Consider the following 17,687-nt stretch of genomic DNA (forward strand, 5'->3'; position numbering starts at 1 on the left):
GGGGATCTCTCCTCGGGTGCGGTGGGTGCGGGGGTCTCAGGGCGCGGCCGGTGCGCGCAGCACCTGGCCCGGGAGCAGCAGGTCGGGGTCGGACCCGATGACGTCGGCGTTGGCGCGCCACCAGGCGTCCGCGGCGGCTGCGGTCGCTGCCGGGGTGACCTGGGCCGGGGAGTGCTCGGCCAACCAGGTGGCCGCGATGTCCCACAGGCAGTCACCGCGGAGCACGACGTGCTCGCCGCTGCTGGGCGCGGCGGGCCAGTCCGGCACCGCCGGCGGGACCGGGGCGACGTCGGACCAGGCCGGTGCGGACGTGGGCCCGGTCTTCTGGACCGCCCCGCCGCCGACGTCCGCCCCGCCGCCGTCCGCGCCGGGGCTGGCCGTCGCGGTGGTGCTCGCAGTGGTGGTTGTCGGCGGCGCGGCGGTGGCGACGACGGGGACGGTGGCCAGCGACACCCCGACGGCGACGGCGGCCACCCGGCGCAGCCCGGCCGGCAGGACGACGCCCAGCAGGGCCTCGGCCACCCGGCCGACGAGCCCGGTGCGCACGCTCAGGGCGGTCAGTGCGATACCGACCGTGCCCCACACCCAGCACGCGGCGGCCAGCAGCCAGACCAGGGGCACCAGCAGGGCGTCGGTCCCGGCGGTGTCCACGACCCGCTGCGGGCCGGTGAGTGCGGCCGTCACGGCGTCCGCGCCCGGCGCCAGGACGGCGAGCGCCCAGCCGACCAGCGCCATCACCGCGGTCGTGGCTGCCCACCGTCGCACCGTCATGTGTCCTCCTCGGATTCGAACGCACGCTAACACGATCGAACACATCAAACGCAAGCAAATGCATGAACTGGGCTCGACTACGGTGCGCCCATGCGCTGGGAGCAGCTGTTCGCCGACCTCGACGCCGCGTTCGAGGCCGAGGAGGCCGCCGCGGAGCGGGCGGAGGCGGGCTCACGGGCCCGGGCCGCCGTCGGTGCGGTGCGGCTGGCCGACCGGCTGCGCGGGTCGGGCGGGCACGAGCTCGTGCTCGAGTGCCGCGGGGCCGGTCCCGTGCGCGGACGGTTGCTCGACGTCGGCGTCGACTGGGTGCTGCTGCGGGACGACCAGGGCCGGGAGGTGCTGGTGGCCCTCGACGCCCTCGAGGCGGTCGCCGGTCTGGGGGTCGCGACCGCCGCGGCCGAGGAGGAGGGGGTCGTCGGCCGGTCCTGGGACCTCCGGCGGGCGGTGCGCGGGTTGGCGCGGGACCGGGCCGCGGTGCAGTGCCGGCTGACGGGCGGCTCGGTGCTGACCGGGACGGTGGACCGGGTGGGCGCGGACTTCCTGGAGCTGGCCGAGCACCACCTCGACCGACCGCGGCGGCGGACAGCGGTGCGCTCGGTGCGTGCGGTGGCCCTGGCGGCCGTCGCGGTCGTGGTGTCGGTGGAGCCGTCGGTCGGGTGAGCTCCGGCGGGGCGCGACCCGGGCCGGTCAGTCGGCGGTGCGGGCGACCTCGGGCGTGGCCGACTCCAGCGGCGGCGGGGTGGCGCCCCGCGCCTCGGCGTACTTCTGGGCGATGAAGCGCTCGAGCTCGTCGCGCTCCACGCGCCACTGGCCCCGCCCGCCGATCTGGATGGCGATGAGCTCCTTGCGGCGCACCAGCGCGTAGGCCTGGGACCACGAGACGTTGAGGGTCTCGGCGACGTCGTCGAGGGTCAGGAAGCGCGGGGTGGCCATCGGGGTGGGTCGTCTCCTCTTCGGGGGTCGGGAGCCAGTCTGGCACCTCGGGCATGACCCGGTCGGGTGGATCCACAGGCAGAGGTGTCCACAACCAGTGCACGCGAACGTCCGCGTACGCCATCATCTGCAGCTGATCGCGCCCGGACCGGCCCGGCGGCGACGAACGGCAGCCGATGTCGAGGAACGGGAGCGCGATGAGCACCAGGACGCCCTCGGCGGTGGCACCCGCCGGGCCCGAGGGGCCCGTGCCCCGACGGGTGCGACCGCCCCGCTGGCTCGACCTGCGCCTGGTGTTCGGGGTGCTGCTCGTGCTGGGCTCGGTGCTGATCGGGGCCCGCGTCGTGAGCGCCGCCGACGCCACCGTCCCGGTCTGGTCGGCCACCGGTGACCTCGCCGCGGGCACGGTGCTGGCCGCCGACGACCTGGTGGCGGCCCAGGTGCGGCTCGACGACGCCGCCGGTGGCTACCTCGCCACCACCACCGACCCCGTCGGCCAGGTGCTCGGCCGGGCCGTGGGTGGCGGGGAGCTGCTGCCCCGCTCGGCGCTGTACCCGGCGTCGGAGGACGTGCAGCTGGCCCTGCCCGTGCAGGCGGGGTACGCACCGCCCGCGCTGGCCCGCGGGCAGCTGGTCGACGTGTACGCCGTCGCGGACCCCGCGGCGGGGGCGACCGACGTGTCCGGGGACGTCGACCTCGTGGTCGGCGGGGCCACCGTGCAGGCCGTGACCGGGCGGGGGGACGGCGTGCTGTCCACCAGTGCGACCACGATCCAGGTGGTCGTCGGGGTGCCCGCCGAGGACGTCCCCGCCGTCCTGGCCGCGGTCGGGGGCCGCGCCCTCGTGGTCGTCGTGCGCGACGGCGTCGACACCGGACGCACCGCCGGTCCCGCGACCCCGACCGTGCCGGCGGGCACGCCGACGACCCCGCCCGCCGGGCCGACCGGCTGATGGCGCTGCAGGTCTTCACCGCCGTCACCGGGGCCGCCTGGGAGTCCGAGCTGGTGGGCGCGCTGGACCGGGCCGACCACGGCGTGACCGTCGTCCGGCGGTGCGTCGACGTCGGCGACCTGCTCGCCGCGGCCACCACGGGCACCGGCCAGGCCGTGCTGCTGTCGGCCGAGCTGCGCCGGCTGGACGGCGATGCCGTGGCCCGGCTGACCGCGGCCGGGGTGGCGGTGGTCGGGCTGGTGGAGCCGGGCGACGAGCGGGCCGTCGAGCGGCTGCACCAGCTCGGCGTGGGCCGCGTGCTGCCGGCCGACACCGAAGCGGCCCGCATCGCCGCGGCCCTGCGGGAGGCCGTGCTGGGGACCGGTGACGCGCCCGGCGGCCACGACGTCGGTGACCCGCGCGCGGCGCTGCCGGCCCTCGGCGTGCCCGACGACCCGACCGCCCGACCGGCCGGCCGCGGCACGGTGGTGGCCGTGTGGGGCCCGACCGGCGCGCCCGGCCGCACCACGGTGGCGGTGGGCCTGGCCGACGAGGCGGCCCGGCTCGGTGTCCCCACCCTCCTCGTGGACGCCGACGTCTACGGCGGCGTGGTGGCCCAGGTGCTCGGCCTGCTCGACGAGTCACCGGGCATCGCCGCCGCCGCCCGGCAGGCCACCGCCGGCACCCTGGACGTCGCCCGCCTGGCCCGGCTGGCCTGGGCGGTCACGCCTCAGCTGCGGGTGCTCACCGGTCTGGCGCGGGCCGACCGCTGGCCGGAGCTGCGGCCGCAGGCGGTCGGGACGGTCCTGGACCAGGCGCGGCGGCTGTCGGCGCTCACCGTGGTCGACTGCGCCTTCTGCGTCGAGGAGGACGAGGAGCTGTCCTTCGACACCGCGGCGCCCCGGCGCAACGGGGTGACCACCACGGTGCTGGAGCAGGCCGACGTGGTCCTCTGCGTGAGCGGCGCCGACCCGGTCGCCCTGCAGCGCACCATCCGGGCCCTGGGCCAGCTGCAGGACGTGCTCCCCGACGTCGATCCGGGCGTGCTGGTCAACCAGGTCCGCCGCGGTCCGGTGCCCGGCGACCCGCGCGAGGAGATCGGCGGGGCCCTCACCCGCTTCGCCGGTGCCCGCGTCGTCGGCTTCCTGCCGGCCGACCGCAAGGCCACCGACGCGGCCCTGGCGGCCGGCCGCACCCTGGCCGAGGTGGCTGAGCGCTCACCGCTGCGGGTGGCCCTGCGCGCACTGGCCGCCGAGCTGACCGGCGTCCCCGCCCCCGGACGCAGCCGTCGCCGTCGCTGACCGGTGTGGCTAGGGTCGGGTCCTGCGACGGAGGGAGCACCGTGGTCGACCGCCTGACCTCGCTGGACGCGTCGTTCCTCTACCTGGAGGACAAGGACACGCCGATGCACGTGGCCGGGTTCTTCGTGCTGGAGTCCCCGCGCGGCGGCCTGGACCACGAGGACCTCGTCGACCTGGTGCAGTCGCGGCTGTCCCTCGTGCCTCGGTTCCGGCAGAAGGTCGTCGAGGTGCCCGGGCACCTGGCGAACCCCGCCTGGGTGGACGACCCCGACTTCGACGTCACCTACCACGTGCGGCGTTCGGCGCTGCCGCGACCGGGCACCGAGGCGCAGCTGCTCGACCTGGTGGCGCGGTTGACCGCGCGGCCGCTGGACCACGCCCGGCCGCTGTGGGAGATGTACCTGGTCGAGGGGCTGGCCGACGACCGCATCGCCGTGGTCACCAAGACCCACCCGGCCCTGGTCGACGGCCTCACCGCCATCGACATCGGGCAGGTCATCCTCGACGACGCCCCGGTGCCGGCCGACCGCCCGGCGCCCCCCGACGACTGGCGGCCCCGCCGCCCGCCCGGTCCGGTCGCGCTGGTGTGGGAGGCCGTGGAGGAGGTGGTCCAGCGGCCCACGGCCGTGCTGGACACCGTCCGCACCGCCACCGGGGACCTGCGGGCCACCGCCGGGCGTCTGGCCGGCACCGCGGGGTCGCTGCTCACCGCGCTGGCCCGCACCGCCGTCCGCCCGGCGCCGACGAGCCCGCTCAACGGGTCGATCGGCCGGCAGCGCCGGGTGGCCGTGGCCCGCGCCGACCTCGACCAGCTCAAGGCCGTGCGCCGGGAGCTGGGAGGCACGGTCAACGACGTCCTGCTCGCGACGGTCACCGGCGCCCTCCGCGAATGGCTGCTCTCGCGCGGCGAGCCGGTGGTGGGGTCCACGTCGGTCCGGGCGCTGGTGCCGGTGTCGGTCCGGCCGGAGGACGCCGCCGAGGACGACGGCCCGGCCGGCACGGTCGTGTCCTCGTTGCTGCTGGACCTCCCGGTCGGTGAGCCCAACCCGCGGGTCCGCGTCGCCCGCATCGGCTACGCCATGCGCGGGGCGGCCCACGGCAGCCAGTCGGTCGGCGCCGACGCCCTCGTCGCGCTCTCGGGGTTCGCGCCGCCCACCCTGCACGCCCTCGGCGCCCGGGCTGCCAGCGGGCTGTCCCGGCGGCTGTTCAACCTGGTGGTCACCAACGTGCCGGGTCCGCAGGTCCCGCTCTACGCCTCGGGCGCCCGCATGCTCGAGGTGTTCCCGGTGGTGCCGCTGGCGCGCGGGCAGGGGCTGGCGATCGGGCTGACGAGCTACGACGGCACCGTCTACTTCGGGCTCAACGCCGACCGCGACTCGGTCAGCGACGTCGACGTGCTCGCCGACCTCATCGAGCAGGAGGTCGCCGACCTCGTCGAGACCACCGGTGGCTCGGAGCAGCCCCGGCGGGGCCGCGGCCCCGGTGCCGCGCCGGGTGCGTGACACTGGGCGGATGCGCGTGTACCTGCCGGCCACCACGACCGTCCTGCGCCAGCTGCTCGACGAGGGCCGGCTGACCGGTCCGCTCACCGTGTTCGCCGTGACGCCCGAGGTGCGGGACTTCTACGACGAGGGCGACGAGGAGGAGCTCGAGTACGCCGCGATGTCGGCCGCGGCGCGGGCCAGCCTGCGGCTGCTGGACGTCGACCCGGTGGCCGCCCGGCGACGGGTGGTGCTGGCCGCCGACCTGCCCGACGACGCCGTCACCCCGCTCGGTGACCCCGACACCGACCGCGGTGCGGCGCGGGCCGGCGTCGACCTGACGCTGGCCGAGGTCGCCAGTGCGCACGTCGACGTGGCCGACGCCGAGACCGACGTGGCCGCAGCCGTGCGTGTGGTGCTGGAGGCCGACCTCGGGAGCGAGGACGCCCAGTTCGTGGTCGACCAGGCGGAGGGCCACGAGCTGGCCTGGTACGCCACGCAGGAGATCGGACCGGTGCTCGACCTGCTCTGAGCGTCACCGTCGTCGGGAGACCTGCACGCGCACCACGACGCCCGGCGTGACCAGCCAGCCCGCGCCGGGTCGGGTCGGCAGGGGGTCGCGGGGCAGCCGCATGCCGAGCAGCTCGGCGTCACCGCGGGCCGGCTGCAGCAGCAGCGCGGTGCGGTTGCGGCGCAGTGCCGGGCCCGGACCACGGAACGCGGACCCGACGTCGGCGGCGGAGGCGGCCGCGACCAGCACCGCGGGCGCGCCGGGGCCGGTGACCGAGGCGAGGGCGTCGAGCACCGGGTCGGGGAGCCGGCCGAGGTCGTCGGCGAGCACCACGCCGCCCTCGGGTCCCCACGCATCGAGTCGCTCGAGCACCGCAGCGGTGGGCGCTCCCGGTGCCACCTGGAGCACGGGCGTGCCGGCCTCGGTCAACCGCGCGGCGAGGGCGGCGAGGGTGCAGCTGCGCCCGCTGCCCGGCGGACCGGCCACCAGCAGACCCCCGCACCGCCGGAGGTCCAGCAGCACCGGCGCCCCGTCGTCCCCGCCCGGCCCCAGAGCGACCTGCCCGGGGGGTCCGGGCGCGCAGGGCGGCGGGTCCGCGGGCAGCTCCACCACCTCGACCCGCCCGGGCACCGTGGCCCGCGCCGACCCGGGCAGCGGGCCGGGCAGTGCGAGCTGCACCTGCACCGCGTCGGGCCCCAGCAGCCCACGCCCGGGCGGCCGGTGGCCCGGGACGAGGGCGGCGGGCACCCCGGCCAGGGGGTAGTCCGCCCGGTCGGGGAGGGGCAGTACGACGCGGTGCCCGGCGGCCCCGGCCAACCGGCTGCCCGGCAGCACCCGGTCGGCGGTGAGGACGGCGGTCAGACCCACCGCGGCGCCCTCGCGGAGCACCCGCAGCAGCGTCGCGGCCCCCACGCCGGGCAGCACCTCCTCGGCGGCGTCGGCGACCGCCTCGAGGCCGTCGACCAGGACCAGCAGGTGCGGGTGCGGGCCCGGGGCGCTGCGGCGCCGGTCGACCTCGTGCTGGAGCCGCACGAGCAGGCGGTGAAGCCGGTGGCCGTCGCCCCGGGCGACCGCGGTGCCGGTGTGCGGGAGCCCCTGGGCGAGGCCGACCAGCGCGCCCCCGGCGTGGTCGAGGACGTGCACGTGCAGCTGGTCGGGGCGCAGCCGGGTCGTGGCCGCGGCCAGCAGGGTGCGCAGGGCGGTGGTGCGCCCGCTGCCGGGGCCGCCCACCACCAGCCACCCACCACCCGCGGCGAGGTCGACCAGCAGCGGCTCCTGGGACTGCCGTCCGGGGTGGTCGACGAGGCCCCAGCGCAGCACCGCCGGCGGGTCCCGGTCGGTGGCCGGCGCCGGTGCGACCCGGTCGGGCAACGGCGGCAACCACGGTCGCGGAGGAGCGGGCAGGGGCACGGCGAGGCGGCGCAGGCGGGCCACCTCGAGGGAGAGGTCGGTGTCGCCGTCGCCCGCCCCGGTGTCCGCCCCGGGGGCCGCGGGCACGGCGGGGGAGGCGGGCCAGGTGCGCCGCCGGACCAGGACCGGCGTCCCGTCCGTGGTGGGCTGCGGGGCTGCTTCCCCCACCTGGGCCACCTGGAGCAGCGCCGGGGCGCCGGCCCCCACCCGCAGCAGTGCGCGTCCGGGTCGGTCGACCGGGAGCCGCGCGGCGTCGGGCACCCCGATGACGTCGCGCGAGCCCGTCTCGTCGGTCGTGCGCAGGCACAGCCGCACCGTGCAGTTGGCCCGGATCTCGGGACCGACGCTGCCCGACGGCCGTTGGGTGGCCAGCACCAGGTGGACGCCCAGGGACCGGCCGCGCTGGGCGATGCCGACCAGGCCGGGGACGAACCCGGGCAGCTCGTCGCCCAGGGTGGCGAACTCGTCGACGACGATGACCAACCGCGGGAGCAGCACGGTGTCGGGGAGGTCGGCGAGGTCGCGGGCGCCGTGGTCGGCCAGCAGCCTCTCGCGGCGGGTCAGCTCGGCGACCAGGGACTGCAGCGCCCGGGCGGTGGCCGCGCCGTCGAGGTCGGTCAGCACCCCGACCGTGTGCGGCAGGTCGGCGCAGTCGGCGAAGGCCGCCCCGCCCTTGTAGTCCACGAGCAGGAAGCTGCAGCGGTCGGGTGGGTGGGCCCGGGCCAGGCCGAGCACCAGGGTGCGCAGCAGCTCGGACTTGCCGGCCCCGGTCGTCCCGGCCACGAGCACGTGCGGGCCGACCGCGCAGAGGTCCAGCTCGACCGGGCCGTCCACTCCGACCCCGAGGACGGTGGTGAGCCGTCGGCGGGACCGCGACCACGTCGTGGCCCGCCCGGCGACCAGGTCGCGCCAGCGCACCCGGTCCGGGAGCCCCGCCGGCCCGCCGGGCACGGTCAGGGGAGCCAGGTCCACGGCCAGCTGCTCGGCGACGTCGCGGTCGACCAGGTCGAGCTCGACGGTCCGCGTGGGCAGCCCGGGGACGGCCAGTCGACCGTGCGCCCCGGTCTCGCCCACGACGTCGAGCACCGCGGCCCCGGCCGCCCCCTCGTTCCGGGTGGTCACCACGACCGCCCCCTCGGCGCGGGCGCGGTGCAACCAGGCCCGGGCTGGTCCGTGGGGTTCCCCGTCGAGCACGACGACGTGCCGGGGCACGGGCCCGGCGCCCGGTGACGGGGCCACGGCGCAGTGCGGCAGCCAGCGGGTCCACGCCCACGCGTCGAGGGCCGCGGGCGGGGCGAGCACGGTGAGCGCCCACCGCCCGGGCGGGTGCAGGGTGACCAGCTGGCAGAGCACCGACCGCAGCACCCCGAGGACGGCGTCGCGCGGCCCGCGCACGACGAGGTCCGGGCCGACCCCGGCCGGCCCGGACAGGTCCAGGGTCACCGGGTGCAGGTCGACCGCCAGCGGCGGGCCCGCGCCGCGGACGACCCGGGTCGCTCCCGGACCGCTGCCCAGGCGCACCGTGGTCGTCGTGGCGGCCGCGCCCCACAGCGGCGCGGTGCGCCGGTGGGCGGCCCCGGTGAGCACGGCGGGGTCGGGGGCGGCGCGTTCGCGCTGCGCGGTCTCCGCGCCGACGGCGGCGCTGACCTGCTCGGCGACCTCGACCAGGGCCAGCTCGTGCTCGGCGCGTCGGCGACGGTGCCCCCGACGACCGGACCAGCGGTCCGAGACCCAGGTGCCGAGGGCCACGAGGGGGCCCAGCAGGGCCACGAGCAGGAAGTGCGGCGAGCCCAGCACCACGGCCAGCGCTCCTCCGGCCAGGGCGGGCAGCGCGACCGCCACCCAGGCCGGGGGCCGGCGGGGCGGGTCGGGCGGGTCGTCCGGGACGGCGACCACGACCTCGCCCACCGCCGTCCTGCCTCCCGGTGCGTCGGTGCACGCCTCGTCCGCAGGGGTCGCGCCGGCTCGGAGGCCCTCCAGCTGCAGGCGTCCACCAGGGACGGACCTGACCGTCCGCGCCGGACCGCTGGGCACCGTCAGCCGCAGCGACGTCGACCCCAGCCGCAGGACGGCGCCCAGCGGCCAGGGCTGCGGCTGGTCGCCGACGGGGTCGCCGACCGACCCGGCGACCAGCCAGCGGGTGCCGTTGGCCGAGCCCGGGTCGCGCACCGTCACCGACGGCCCGTCGACGGTGACCTCGAGGTGGGTGCGGGACACCCCGGGGTCGGGCAGGGGGAGGTGCCCCCGGGCGTGGGCCCCGTCGGTCGGGCCGCGCCCCACCGTCGACCGGCCGTGCGCCAGGGCATGGCGCCGGCCGGCACCGGGCCCCGCGCAGACCTGGAGCTCGAGCGCACCGCCGTCCCCGGGCTGCCGGAGCCCCGGGCGGTCGGAACCCAGCCGTGCCCCGTGGCGCAGCCGGGGGTCGTGCAGGGGGAGCGAGTCGGCCAGCGGGTCCGCGCCGGACCACAACGGGCCGGCCGGGAGACCCGCGGCGGCGAGCGCTGCCCGGACCCGGCCCAGGGTGGTCCCCTCCGTGGCGTGCACCTCGACGTCGACCGGCCCCGACCCGTCGTCCAGGGTCCAGCAGCGGGCCGCGGAGGGCGGCGGCCAGGCATCGGTCACGGGCCGCAGGGTGCCCGCCGGCGCCCGTCGTCGGCAGGGTCCGCGCAGATCTGTGGACGGCGGGGCCGCCTGTGGACGACGAGCAGCGAGACGTCGCGGTCGCGCCCTACCGTCCCCGCTCGACCGGGACGGGCCCGGACGGAGGAGGAACCGTGAAGGTCGACATCGCCACCCTGCAGGCCATGGCCGCCCAGTGCCGGGGGGAGGCCGCGGAGCAGACGTCCCGGTTGGGCACGTTGTCCGCCGGCATCGACACCGGCGTCACCGACGGCTGGTCCGACAGCTCCGCGGCGCTGGAGTTCCGTCGGCTGTACGACCAGTGGCGGGCCAGCAGCCAGGGCGTCAGCCAGGCATTGGCGGGGATGGGGGACCTGCTCACCGACGTGGGCACCGCCTACCAGCAGCACGAGGCCGAGATGGCCGCACGCATCGGCGCCCTGGTCTGAGCCGCCTCAGCCCGGCGGGTCGCCGTCCCGGTACGGGGCGGCGGCCGGCGCGGGTGCGGCCCGGTCGACGGCCGTCTCGGCGGGCGGGGCGGCGTCGGCCCGGGGCCGACGCAGCCGCTCCCACGGGAGGACCGACAGGATGGCGATGCAGTGCGGCAGGAAGATGATGCCGACGCCGGCGTAGACCATCACGTGGAAGCCGAGCAGGAACGCCACCAGCCAGACCCTCGCCCGGTCGCTGCGCACCAGCAGGATCAGCGGTGAGGCGAACTCGAACACCAGCATCACCCACTGCGCGGCGGGCAGCAGCCAGGCGACGTCGAGGGTCCACAGCGACAGCTCGGTGCCCCGGCGCACCACCGCGCGGGTCAGGGTGGCCCCGGTTGCCCAGTCCCAGCCGCCGAAGCGCATCTTGGCCCAGGCCGCCAGGAAGTAGGTCAGCATGACCGTGACCAGCACGGCGGCGGTGGCGAAGCCGGCGGCCTCCGACGACCGCCGGTCGCGCCACCGGGCCCGGCCGATGGTGGGCAGCACCGCCAGGGCCACGAGGTAGGCGATGCGGTCGTGGTCGACCTTGCCGTAGCTCATCGCGATGACCATCCACTCCGCGTACAGGAGGAAGACGGCCCAGCCGAGCAGTCGGGGGGCCCGCCCGGTCGCCGCGGCGACCGCGGCCACCACCAGGGCCCACTGCACCACCAGGACGACCGTGTGGGTGGGGGTGGGCAGGTGCAGGAGGCGACCGATGGCCAACGGTTGGTAGAAGGCCGTGGGGACGTCGGCGTGCGCCTTCACCCACGCGGTGGTGAGGAAGACGTCGACGGGGACGAACAGGTAGGCGATCACCCGGAAGACCGCGATGCGGGCCAGCGGCACCGGGCGGAACCACCACCGCGGGGTCAGCGGCACCGCTGCTGCGGTCTCCGGTCGCCCGGTCGGCGGGGCGCTCACGCGGCACCGTCCAGCTCGTAGGAGACGAGCACCTCGTCGGTGTAGGTGCCGGTCTGCTGCCCGCCGGAGAGGTCGAAGTGCCGCTGCACGACCTCGACCCGCACCAGCTCCGGGGCCGAGGGGTGCCGCGACTCGTAGGACTCGGCGACCAGGCCGAGCAGCGAGGGGTCGTCGACCAGCCGGGGCAGCTGGCCCTCGAACTCGGCTCGCCGCAGACCCACCTCGCCCCCGGACAGGCGCACCTCCTCGCCCGCGGCGGTCACGCCGACCACCCGGGTCGAGACGACCGGGGCGTCGGGGTCGGCGCGGGTGGAGTACATGCGGAAGGGGCCGAACGGGAACTCGGAGTCGTCGCCCCAGACGCTGCCGGCCAGCAGCAGGACGAGCACGACGCAGGCGGCGGCGAGCCGGGCCCGCCGGCCGGCCGGGGTCAGCCGTTCGACCTCCTGCCCGGCCTCGGCATCGGTCGCGGTCAGCAGGGGCACGGACCCATCGTAGGATCGCCGACGCGCTGCTGGCCGTTGACCGGCCGGCAGAACACCAGGTCAACGACGACAGGAGCGCATCCGTGCAGTTCGGCCGGTACTACGAGGAGTTCGAGGTCGGGGCGGTCTACAAGCACTGGCCCGGGAAGACGGTCACCGAGTACGACGACCACCTCTTCTGCCTCATCACCATGAACCACCACCCACTGCACATGGACGCCCACTACGCGGGGGAGACCACCGACTTCGGCAAGAACGTCGTGGTCGGCAACTACGTCTACTCGCTGCTGCTGGGCATGAGCGTCGCCGACGTCAGCGGCAAGGCCATCGCCAACCTCGAGGTCGAGTCGCTCAGGCACATCGCCCCGACCTTCCACGGCGACACGATCTACGGCGAGACCACCGTGCTCGACAAGACGGAGTCCCGCTCCAAGGACGACCGCGGGGTCGTCCACGTCGAGACCATCGGCTACAAGCAGGACGGCACGGTCGTCTGCGTCTTCCGGCGCAAGGTGATGGTGCCCAAGCGGTCCTACGGCGACGCCCGCGGCGGCGAGCAGCCCGGCCGCCCCGAGCCGCGCCGCCCCTGATCCGGGCCGTCCGCGACCCCGGCGCACGTCAGCAGCGGGGCAGCAGGTCCCACCCGCCGAGGGTGGGCACCAGCCCCGGCGTGCAGCGCAGGGTGGCCAGCGTGGCCCGGTCGACGAACGCCGCTGCCTCGGCGTCGTCGCCGGCCACCGGGGTCGCCGCCGTGCCCACGAGCTCGCACACCAGGTCGACGACCTCGTACCGCGGCGCCCCGGCGGGCACCAGGACCCGCCCGGCCACCACGTGCAGGCCGGTCTCCTCCAGCACCTCCCGCACGACGGCGGTCGCGTCGTCCTCACCGGGCTCGACCCGACCGCCGGGCACCGACCAGCTGCCCCGGTCCGGGTCGTGCGCACGGCGGACCAGCAGCAGGCGGCCGGCGGGGTCGTGCACCACCCCGCCCACGCACGCCACCAACCCGGTCACGGCGCCGACGGTAGCGGCCGGTGGCGTTGACAGGAGCGGTCCCGGGCCGCGACGGTGGGCGGGATGAACGTCGGTCCGGTGTGTCCTCGGTGCGGTGCGGACCTCGTGGTGCGCCCGGGGTCCGACGAGGCCTGGTGCCACCTGCACGCGGCGGTCACGCCGCTGCACCACACCGCCGTCCTGGACCACGACACCCTGTCCGCGGTGTGCCTGGACTCCCGGGTCCCGGCCTGGGTGCCCGACCCCATGCCGGCCGGGTGGTCGGTCACCGGGGCGGCCTGGGGCGGGGAGCCCGGCGCACGGGGCATCGTGGTCGGCTGCTCGGGCCCGGCGCCGCTGGGTGGCCAGGCCGAGCTGGTGCTCGTGGCCGAGGAGCCGGGCACCGGGTTGGGAGCGGGGTACGCCGGCCTGCCGTGGGTGGACCCCGGCGACCTGGTGGGCGGTGCGTCGGCAGCGGCGGTGCAGGCGGCCGGCCAGCGCGCACCGCTGTGGTCGGTGCCGACGAGGGAGGACCGGTCGGCCTTCGTGGGCGAGGCGTACGGGGTCTGGCTGTGGCTGGTCACGTGGCCGGCCACCGCGGCGTGGCTGCTGGCCGAGGACCTCGTGCTCACCGACCTGCGGGACCGGGTGCCCCCGGACCTCCCGCTGGGGCCGCCGGGTGAGCACCTGCTGCCCGGCGACTGAAGTGCGGTCGCGCCGACCCCGCGTGTCGCGGCCGTGACGCGTGCGACCCGTGTTACCCATGTGACTGCGGTCCTCCCCGGCCGCGCGGGGTCCGTGCGGTCCCGTCCCAGGCTCTCGAGGAGGAGGTGTCGGGTGAACGTCAAGAAGCTCCTCGGCTTCGTCGTCGTCGCGTTCGTGCTGTTCTACGTGATCTCGCAGCCCGAGCGGTCCGCCGACATCGTCCGCACCACCGGCACGGCCCTCGCCGACGCCGCGGGCCAGCTGTCCACCTTCGTCGGTTCGCTGTTCTGACCTGCTCGAGCACGGCAGCGCGGGCATGACGGGGGCGCGGGCACCGGGGGCGCCGCTGGGGCGCGACGCCGGGCGCTACCTGCTCCCGGGGGAGACCGCGGTGGTCAACCAGCGGCGTCACTGGGCTGCGCTCGTGCGCCCCGGGGTGCGCGGCGTCCCCGTCCTCGTCCTCGGCGTGTGGGTGCTGGCGCTGGACCCCGGCAACCGCGTCACCGTCGTGCTCGGCCTGGTCATCGCGCTGGGCGCGCTCGGCTACCTGGGTCTGGCGGTCGCCGAGTGGTGGATCCGGCACTTCCTGGTCACCAAGCGCCGCGTGCTGCTCACCTCAGGGGTGGTCGTGCGCAAGGTGGCGGTGATGCCCCTGCGCCGCATCACCGACCTCACCTACCAGGAGACCCTCGTCGGGCAGCTGCTCGGCTACGGGGGCTTCCGGTTCGAGTCCGCCGGGCAGGACCAGGCGCTCTCCCAGATCACCTACCTGCCCGACGCCAAGAAGATCTACGACGACATCAGCGAACTGCTGTTCCCCAGCGACGCCGGGTCGCGCGGTGGTGGTGGTGAGGACGAGGACGGATCCCCGCTCGTCGGGCGCGCCACGGTCGTCCGGCGCCCCGCCCCCACGGGGGACGGTCGGCACCCCACCGGCCCCATCCCGGGGTTCCGCAGCCGCTACCCCCGCCCGCGCTGAGCCGACGTCGGGCAGGCTGGGGGCCGATGCGCATCGACCTGCACACGCACTCGTCGGTCTCCGACGGCACCGACACCCCGGCCGAGCTCGTCGCGGCGGCCGCCGCGACCGGGCTGGACGTCGTGGCGCTGACCGACCACGACACCACCGACGGCTGGGACGCCGCCCGCGCCGCCTGCCCCCCGGGCCTGACGCTGGTGCCGGGGATGGAGCTGTCCTGCCGCTGGTTCCCCGCCGACGAGCCCCCGATCAGCGTGCACCTGCTGGCCTACCTGTTCGACCCCGCGGCCCCCGAGCTCACCGCCGAACGGGCCCGGCTGCGGGCCGAGCGCCTGACCCGGGGCGAGCGGATGGTCGACGCGCTGGCCGCCGACGGCCACCCGGTCTCGTGGGCCGCGATCGTCGAGCGCAGCCGCGGCGGCGTGGTCGGCCGACCGCACGTCGCCCGGGCCCTGGTCGAGGCCGGCGTGGTGGCGTCGGTGGACGCCGCCTTCGCCGGCCCCCTGCACCACACCAGCCCCTACTACGTCGTCAAGGCCGACACCGACGTCCTCGAGGGGATCGCCCTGGTGCGGGCCGCCGGCGGGGTGCCGGTCTTCGCCCACGGCCTGGCGCGGTCCCGGGGCCGGGTGGTGGGGGACGCCGCGTTGGCCGCCATGGCGACGGCGGGACTGCTGGGGCTGGAGGTCGACCACCCCGACCACGCCCCCGCCGACCGAGACCACCTGCGGGGGCTGGCCGGTGACCTGGGCCTGCTCACCACCGGGTCCAGCGACTACCACGGCAGCAACAAGCAGACGCCCATCGCGGCGTGCACCACGCACCCGGCCGAGTACGAGCGGCTGCTGGCGGCCGGTACGGGCAGCGCACCGACGGCCGGCTGAGGCCGTCGGACCCCCGGGTCGCGGTGCCTGCCGTGACCGGAGCCCAGCTGGAGATGCCCGGCATGCCGCGGCGGCTGTTCCCGGCCACGCCGAGCAAGCTGGCCACGTACTCCGACTGCCCCGCCGCTACCGGTTCTCCTACCTCGAGCGGCCCACCCCGCCGGAGGGCCCGCCCTGGGCGCACAACACGGTCGGGTCGGCGGTGCACGCCGCCCTGCGGTCGTGGTGGGAGCTGCCGGTGCAGGAGCGCGCGCCGCGGGCGGCGCGCCAGCTGCTGTACGGGCACTGGTCGGACACCGGCTTCGCCGACGCCGAGCAGTCGGCCGCGTGGCGCGCGCGGGCGGCCGGGTGGCTCGACGAGTACGTGCCCACGACGAGCCCTTCCCGCCGGCGCCGGGGCAGCAGTGCGGCTGGTGCGACTTCCGCCGGTCCTGCCGCACCGGCCAGGCGGCAGCTCCCGCCCGCGAGCCCTGGTCCTTCCTCCCGACGTGACCTACGGCCTCGACGCAGGGACCCGGTCGGCGCGGAGCGTCGCCCGGGGGGCGTCGACGTCCGTCAGGCCACCCGGAGGCGGGCCGCCCGCAGGGTCGGGTTCTCCCGGATGCGCGGGGGCACCGCCAGCGCGGTGGTGCGGAAGGCCCGCACCGCGGCCGTCGTGGCCGGCTCGGTGAGCGCGAGGCCGGGCAGCCCGTACATCGACCGCGCCCACCGGGGCAGCGTGGCCAGACCCAGCGAGGCCAGCCCGGCCCACGCGGGGCGCGCCGGGGTGAGCACCTGCACCCAGCCCGGCATCGGCGGGACCAGGACGAAGCGGGCCGCCAGCCGGGCCGGCTCGGTCAGGGCGAGCTGCGGCCGCACCCGCCGGAAGTAGGCGGCCAGCTCGGCGACGGTGGTCGGCACGGTCCCGGGGGTGCACCCGACCAGCTCGGCAGCGACGACCTGCTCGCGCACGTACCGGTCGGCGTCGTCCTGGGTGAGCTGCATCCCCGAACGGCGGGCCACCGACAGCAGCGAGTCGACCTCGCAGGCGTGCACCCACAGCAGCAGGTCGGGGTCGTCGACCGAGTACGCCCGGCCGGTGGTCGGCTCGGTGTCGGACTTGCCGCGGTGCGCCCCGCGCACCCGCCGGACGGCGCGCAGCGCCTCCCGCCGGGTGCCGAAGGTGAGCGTGGCGACGTACTCGGCGGTGCGGGTGAGCCGGGCCCACGGCTCGTCGCGGAAGCCGTCGGAGAACCGGTGCACCCCGCCCATCGCCACGGGGTGCAGGGCCTGCAGCAGCAGCGCCCGGATCCCGCCGACGGAGAAGCTGGGGTCCCCGTGGATCCGCCAGGTCACCGAGTCGGGCCCGAAGAAGCCGTCGCGGTCCTCCGTGACGGTGGGGCCGCTCATGCGTCCACCCCGGCCGGCACGCTCGCCCAGAAGCTGGTGAGCACGGCGACGGTGACCGCAGGCTGCTCGATGGCCGGGGAGTGTACCGCCCCGGCGATGACCTCGTGGTGCGCGCCGAGCCGGTGCGCCATGTCCTCCTGCGCCGCCGGGCTCCAGGCGTCGTCGTCGACCCCGTGCGCGACCAGCACCGGCACCCCGGTGGCGGCCAGGTCGGCGACCCGGTCGGGCTCGCCGGTCATGGCCTCGCCCATGCCGGTCAGCCCGGCGGCGGCGTTGGCCAGGAAGCGCTCGGCCAGGAACGCCCGCACCGGGGCGGGCACCTCCTGGGTGCGCGGGTCGGTCAGGGCCAGCCGCTCCAGCGTCTCGTGCACCAGCGGCACGCCGCCGGCGGCCAGCAGCGGGGCGAGGTGGTCCAGCAGCTCGGCGCGCGGCCCGGTGAGCCCGACCGGACCGCTGCCCAGCAGGGTCAGCGAGGCGAACGCACCGGGGTCGGCCAGCACGGCACCCCGGGTCACCAGGCCGCCGAAGCTGTGCCCCAGCAGGTGCACCGGGCCGTCGCCGCGCAGCTCGTCGGCCACGGCCAGGACGTCGGCGGCCAGCTCGGCGACGGTGTAGGCGCCCGGGTCCTCGGGGCCGGGGGAGCGGTACTGGCCGCGCTGGTCGATGGCCACCGCGCGCCACCCGGCGTCGGCGACCGGGTCCAGCAGCGGGGCGAAGTCCTCCTTGGACCCGGTGTAGCCGGGCACCAGCAGGACCGTGCCGCGGGCTGCCGGTCCGGTGTCCAGGGCGGCGAGCGGTCCGGTGCCGCCGGGGAAGGTGACGGTGGCCGCCCGGTGCGGGGTGAGCTGCCGGAGGTCGTCGGGAGCGCTGTTCTCGGAGCCGCCAGGGAGCATGCGC

19 protein-coding genes and 1 pseudogene are annotated in these 17,687 nt (G+C 77.0%); 12 read left to right on the forward strand and 8 right to left on the reverse strand.

What is annotated here, in order from left to right; translation table 11 throughout:
• Positions 1-36: 36 nt before the first annotated feature.
• On the reverse strand, positions 37-771 hold the full coding sequence (locus BLP29_RS12805) for a hypothetical protein (protein ID WP_092805071.1): 735 nt from the start codon (positions 769-771) through the stop codon (positions 37-39).
• 90 nt (positions 772-861) lie between these two features.
• Here BLP29_RS12805 and BLP29_RS12810 point away from each other — a divergent pair, with 90 nt between their 5' ends.
• Positions 862-1,431, forward strand: a complete 570-nt coding sequence (locus tag BLP29_RS12810; RefSeq protein WP_092805073.1) for a hypothetical protein — start codon at positions 862-864, stop codon at positions 1,429-1,431.
• 27 nt (positions 1,432-1,458) lie between these two features.
• Here the strand turns inward: BLP29_RS12810 and BLP29_RS12815 are convergent, their stop codons facing one another.
• Entirely contained in the window at positions 1,459-1,704 is a 246-nt protein-coding gene (locus BLP29_RS12815; protein WP_092805075.1) for a helix-turn-helix domain-containing protein, read from the reverse strand.
• 197 nt (positions 1,705-1,901) lie between these two features.
• Between BLP29_RS12815 and BLP29_RS12820 the strand changes: the two genes are divergently transcribed.
• From BLP29_RS12820 to BLP29_RS12835, 4 genes are read left to right on the forward strand one after another with little or no spacing between them, the layout of a single operon-like run.
• The gene (locus BLP29_RS12820) at positions 1,902-2,654 is read left to right on the forward strand and encodes an SAF domain-containing protein (RefSeq protein WP_092805077.1); all 753 of its coding nucleotides are present in this window, start codon (positions 1,902-1,904) and stop codon (positions 2,652-2,654) included.
• The gene (locus tag BLP29_RS12825; protein WP_092805079.1) at positions 2,654-3,934 is read left to right on the forward strand and encodes a CpaE/TadZ family protein; all 1,281 of its coding nucleotides are present in this window, start codon (positions 2,654-2,656) and stop codon (positions 3,932-3,934) included. Before BLP29_RS12820 ends, BLP29_RS12825 begins: the two co-directional genes overlap by 1 nt.
• A gap of 41 nt (positions 3,935-3,975) precedes the next feature.
• A complete protein-coding gene (locus BLP29_RS12830) occupies positions 3,976-5,436 on the forward strand; it encodes a WS/DGAT/MGAT family O-acyltransferase (protein ID WP_092805081.1) in 1,461 nt (486 codons plus the stop codon).
• A gap of 10 nt (positions 5,437-5,446) precedes the next feature.
• Positions 5,447-5,947: a DUF6912 family protein gene (locus BLP29_RS12835; RefSeq protein ID WP_092805592.1), complete on the forward strand. Its 501-nt coding sequence runs from the start codon at positions 5,447-5,449 to the stop codon at positions 5,945-5,947.
• Between the two features lie 3 nt (positions 5,948-5,950).
• Here the strand turns inward: BLP29_RS12835 and BLP29_RS12840 are convergent, their stop codons facing one another.
• Complete coding sequence (locus BLP29_RS12840) at positions 5,951-9,958, reverse strand: FtsK/SpoIIIE domain-containing protein (RefSeq protein WP_092805084.1); 4,008 nt, start codon at positions 9,956-9,958, stop codon at positions 5,951-5,953.
• A gap of 152 nt (positions 9,959-10,110) precedes the next feature.
• Between BLP29_RS12840 and BLP29_RS12845 the strand changes: the two genes are divergently transcribed.
• Positions 10,111-10,404, forward strand: coding sequence for a WXG100 family type VII secretion target (locus BLP29_RS12845; RefSeq protein WP_092805086.1), 294 nt, complete (start codon positions 10,111-10,113; stop codon positions 10,402-10,404).
• A gap of 6 nt (positions 10,405-10,410) precedes the next feature.
• Here the strand turns inward: BLP29_RS12845 and BLP29_RS12850 are convergent, their stop codons facing one another.
• Both BLP29_RS12850 and BLP29_RS12855 read right to left on the reverse strand, forming a co-directional pair.
• Positions 10,411-11,355 carry an MFS transporter permease gene (locus tag BLP29_RS12850; RefSeq protein WP_243469930.1) on the reverse strand — a complete coding sequence of 315 codons (945 nt, stop codon included), beginning with the start codon at positions 11,353-11,355 and terminating at the stop codon, positions 10,411-10,413.
• Complete coding sequence (locus tag BLP29_RS12855; protein WP_092805088.1) at positions 11,352-11,840, reverse strand: hypothetical protein; 489 nt, start codon at positions 11,838-11,840, stop codon at positions 11,352-11,354. The genes BLP29_RS12850 and BLP29_RS12855 overlap by 4 nt, the downstream gene beginning before the upstream one ends.
• Positions 11,841-11,869: 29 nt before the next feature.
• Between BLP29_RS12855 and BLP29_RS12860 the strand changes: the two genes are divergently transcribed.
• On the forward strand, positions 11,870-12,430 hold the full coding sequence (locus BLP29_RS12860) for a MaoC family dehydratase (RefSeq protein ID WP_341537344.1): 561 nt from the start codon (positions 11,870-11,872) through the stop codon (positions 12,428-12,430).
• A 28-nt stretch (positions 12,431-12,458) separates the two neighbouring features.
• Here BLP29_RS12860 and BLP29_RS12865 read toward each other — a convergent pair whose 3' ends face one another.
• Positions 12,459-12,854 carry an NUDIX domain-containing protein gene (locus BLP29_RS12865; RefSeq protein WP_207798478.1) on the reverse strand — a complete coding sequence of 132 codons (396 nt, stop codon included), beginning with the start codon at positions 12,852-12,854 and terminating at the stop codon, positions 12,459-12,461.
• A 63-nt stretch (positions 12,855-12,917) separates the two neighbouring features.
• Here BLP29_RS12865 and BLP29_RS12870 point away from each other — a divergent pair, with 63 nt between their 5' ends.
• The 5 genes and pseudogenes from BLP29_RS12870 to BLP29_RS21910 all read left to right on the forward strand — a co-directional run.
• Positions 12,918-13,538 carry a DUF6758 family protein gene (locus BLP29_RS12870; protein ID WP_092805092.1) on the forward strand — a complete coding sequence of 207 codons (621 nt, stop codon included), beginning with the start codon at positions 12,918-12,920 and terminating at the stop codon, positions 13,536-13,538.
• Positions 13,539-13,670: 132 nt separating this feature from the next.
• Entirely contained in the window at positions 13,671-13,829 is a 159-nt protein-coding gene (locus BLP29_RS21050; protein ID WP_165839379.1) for a hypothetical protein, read from the forward strand.
• Positions 13,830-13,854: 25 nt separating this feature from the next.
• Positions 13,855-14,517: a PH domain-containing protein gene (locus BLP29_RS12875; RefSeq protein ID WP_092805094.1), complete on the forward strand. Its 663-nt coding sequence runs from the start codon at positions 13,855-13,857 to the stop codon at positions 14,515-14,517.
• A gap of 26 nt (positions 14,518-14,543) precedes the next feature.
• On the forward strand, positions 14,544-15,401 hold the full coding sequence (locus BLP29_RS12880; RefSeq protein WP_092805096.1) for a PHP domain-containing protein: 858 nt from the start codon (positions 14,544-14,546) through the stop codon (positions 15,399-15,401).
• Between the two features lie 115 nt (positions 15,402-15,516).
• Positions 15,517-15,720 (forward strand): annotated as a pseudogene (locus tag BLP29_RS21910) (PD-(D/E)XK nuclease family protein); the annotation flags it as partial.
• A 236-nt stretch (positions 15,721-15,956) separates the two neighbouring features.
• Here BLP29_RS21910 and BLP29_RS12890 read toward each other — a convergent pair.
• Together BLP29_RS12890 and BLP29_RS12895 are read right to left on the reverse strand one after the other, a co-directional pair.
• Positions 15,957-16,790 carry an oxygenase MpaB family protein gene (locus BLP29_RS12890; RefSeq protein ID WP_092805098.1) on the reverse strand — a complete coding sequence of 278 codons (834 nt, stop codon included), beginning with the start codon at positions 16,788-16,790 and terminating at the stop codon, positions 15,957-15,959.
• Positions 16,787-17,683 carry an alpha/beta fold hydrolase gene (locus BLP29_RS12895; RefSeq protein ID WP_092805100.1) on the reverse strand — a complete coding sequence of 299 codons (897 nt, stop codon included), beginning with the start codon at positions 17,681-17,683 and terminating at the stop codon, positions 16,787-16,789. Before BLP29_RS12895 ends, BLP29_RS12890 begins: the two co-directional genes overlap by 4 nt.
• Between the last annotated feature and the right edge of the window lie 4 nt (positions 17,684-17,687).

This window comes from Klenkia marina (assembly GCF_900101025.1).
Lineage (GTDB): Bacteria > Actinomycetota > Actinomycetes > Mycobacteriales > Geodermatophilaceae > Klenkia > Klenkia marina.